General features: G+C 35.7%; 2 protein-coding genes. Both read right to left on the minus strand.

What is annotated here, in order from left to right:
* A partial coding sequence (locus tag E1171_RS04260; protein ID WP_155204431.1) for a beta strand repeat-containing protein occupies positions 1 to 1,753 on the minus strand: 1,753 nt, incomplete at its 3' end.
* A 722-nt stretch (positions 1,754 to 2,475) separates the two neighbouring features.
* Positions 2,476 to 3,315, minus strand: an 840-nt coding sequence (locus E1171_RS23620) for a PI-PLC domain-containing protein (RefSeq protein ID WP_187696250.1), incomplete at its 5' end; no start/stop codon positions are given.

Raw genomic sequence — 3,315 nt, forward strand, 5'->3', positions numbered from 1 at the left:
TTAAAGTACCAGATTGAGTGACATCATTTATATTATTAGAATTATTTCCTCCCGCACCGGTTTTGGATTGTATTGTCACCATGGAGTTTAAAGTGCCAGATTGAGTGAGATTAATTATGGAGTTAAAATTATTACCTGCTCCCGAAGCGGTGTTGGATTGTGTTGTCTCCAGGAAGTTTAAAGTACCAGCCTGATTGACATCCCCTAGGAGGTTAAAAGTATTAAATCCTCCCGTAGCGCTGTTGGTTTGTTTTGCCACCAAAAAGTTAAGGGTATTATTTTGAAAGATATCAAATACTCCGTTTAAATTATTACTAGTGTTGGCAGTTTGGTTTATTCCCAGGAAACTCAAAGTAGCAGTTTGATTGACATTTTGTATTTGATTTCCACCCGCAGAATTGGTGGTTTGGTTTATCCTTAAGAAACTTAAAGTACTAGTTTGGGTAACATCAGATATGGTGTTTCCACCTCCTGAGTTGTTGTTGATTTGGCTGATGTCTAGGAAGTTACTTAAACCAGATTGAGCAGCACTATTTATAAAATTGCTACCTCCATCATTGTTGGTTTGTGTTACAGTTGCCAAGTTAAAAGTACCCATTTGTGTGATTCCATCAAAGTCATTGGTGCCGTTGTCAACCTCCGTGGTATTAGTTTGGTTTATTTCCAGGGTGTTCCAAGTGCCACTTTGAGTGATGCCATTCACATCATTTGTACTAGGGGTATTCGTATCCTCAATATTATTATCTTGATTTATTTCTAATGAAACTAAATTACCACTTTGAATAAGCGCACCTACCCGATTATTGTTACCCCCACTATTAGAAGTAGTAATATTTTGAGATATTTCTAAATTATTTAGAACTCCATCTTGGCTCATTGTCGTTAAATCGGCTATAAAATTTCTATTAGCACCAAGATTTCCGGAAGCATCAACAGTTTGGTAAATAGATATTTTATTAAAGGTGCCACCTTGGCTTACATCCCCATTAAAAGTCCCTATTCTATTTTCATTAAAATCACTGAAAGAGGAAGAGATATTTTGATGCATGTTCATCCTATTAAAGCCCCCTTCCTGTCTTACCGTTCCACCAGAACCTATATAATTGAAATTTCCAACACCATTATCCGAAACACTCATAGTTTGGGACAATTTCATAGTATTCAAGATACCCTCTTGGCTTATCACGCCGTTAAAGCTACTTATAAAAGTAAAATTTCTATCACTAATATCCGAAGCATCCATAGTTTGTGTCATATCCAGCTTATTGAGGAAACCATCTTGCATAATGGTCCCCCCTGCACCAATAATGGTCGCAGCCGCAATAATATTATCATTAAGATCATCTGCGGCCATGTTGTCCTGATTTATGGTAATCCGATTTCTCACACCATTTTGGTTTATATTCGCTACAGAATTATCGCCCATAGTTAGTGCGCTTGCAGTTTGAGTGAGTCTTATAAGATCTAATATTCCATTCTGAGTGATATTAGTTGCTGTGTTAGTTCCATCTCCCTCCATTAATTGATTAAGAACAAAAAGATTGAACAAGCCGATCTGAGTAAGCATAATGGTATTGGTTCCCGGACCTACTGTTTCTGTTGTGCCAATAGCAAAGTTACCAAAGCCACTTTGGGTAACATTTTTAGTAATTGTTCCACCTCCCTCAATTGAATTAATGAGGTCGAAATTAAACTGTGCCCAAAGGCCTGTAGCCCCCAGCATCAGAAGACAAGAGAATAGTAGTTTTTTCATTGTTGTGGTTTTTAAATTGAATAAGGAAGGAATTGGAATTTAAGGCTTGATAACGACAATAGAAGCACCAATAAACACAATTTAGTAAGTCTTATATAAGCTTATTTCAGGTAGCAGTAAATATAAAATGGCAGTGGCGAGTCTCTTTAATCTAGTGGTCTTTATTTGTTTTTCAAGTAATGAAATAAGGTTGAAGAAAGAGGATGCCAGTATTTGTGTTAGAAGCAATTGAAGTTTGGTGGGTGGATTATAAAAGGATAGGGGGTATAGTTTTTTGTTTTCCCATACTAAATAATTGAAAAGGGTAAGTGGTCTTTGGAATATGTTTTGGATGGGTTAAATCTACTTTAATGGTCAGGGTCTTTTTTTACTTTTTTTTTAGGCAAGAATCTTTTGTGCAAGGCCAAAGCAGTGCCTAACAATACTGCGCTTAGGATTAAAACTGATTTTTTCATGAGAAAGAATTTTAAGGTTATTTTTTGATTAAAGTGGGAGAAACTTAGTTAGGGAAGAATGGTTTTATAAAAATAGAACACAATTTCATTAATCTTTAATAAATGCCTCTGAGTTCGATCAACCTTAAAAAAACCTCGATGACTGAAGGGGAAATTTCGATAAATTTCCCCTCCCAAAGGATTAATGGTAAAAAGAATTCTTCCACAAGCTGGAGGGTAAATAATATCACTTAGTTGGGAATTGGAAAAAAAATTTAAATAATTCCTTTAATCATTATTTTCAAATCGTTGAAAGGCATTATCTGATCTTTTTGCTTTTCGAATATAATCGCTATGTTCTAAAAGAACTTCTATTGCATTTTCACTGAAATCCCGGCCCCAAAATGCCCCTGCATTTATAATAAAGCCATCTACGGATTGATTCAAGATATAATCTTCCATGGTGGATTTTTTCTCCAGAGTCCATGTATATGTTTTTTTAATTCCCAATTCTTCATCCCGTAATATTGCGGCTTGTTTAAGGGAGTTTCTTAATGTTTCTGTGTCAGGAAGGGCAGCTGTGATCCCATTGCCGTACCAGTAATTCTCTACTTCGATTGTATTCAAAAAGTTGGCAACCTTTTTTGGTGAATTTTCAAAATCAATAGAAAGGCCTTCGAAAGTATTTAAACTATAAGCAATTTCTTCAAAAGCATTGGCATCTCCTAAAGCTGCAATAGAATAGATTACATTTAGATCTTCTGGCAAATAAGTATTGACTAAGGTTTTCAGGCTTAGTAGTTTCTTGGGGGTTTTAATATCAAAAATAACCAGGGCAAAGCTTTCTTCATGGATTTTGGCTACTACTTTGGCCTCTTTCAACCACTCACTTAATAGGGTGGTTTTGAATAAATCATGATTGACCCACCAAATATTATTCTTATCAAGCCATACATCGCATTCAATGGCATTTGTGCCATTTTCAATCGATAGGCTGATATCCTCTTTATCGTTGCAACGATGAGAAATTATATAAAACGGACGTTGGCTGTTTTCTTTTAAGTCAGGGGCAGACGTAAGAGATTGTAGGTCTGAAGACACCTCTGTAATGAACTGGTTTTCACAAGA

This window comes from Xanthovirga aplysinae (assembly GCF_009711365.1).
In the GTDB taxonomy this organism is placed as follows: domain Bacteria; phylum Bacteroidota; class Bacteroidia; order Cytophagales; family Cyclobacteriaceae; genus Xanthovirga; species Xanthovirga aplysinae.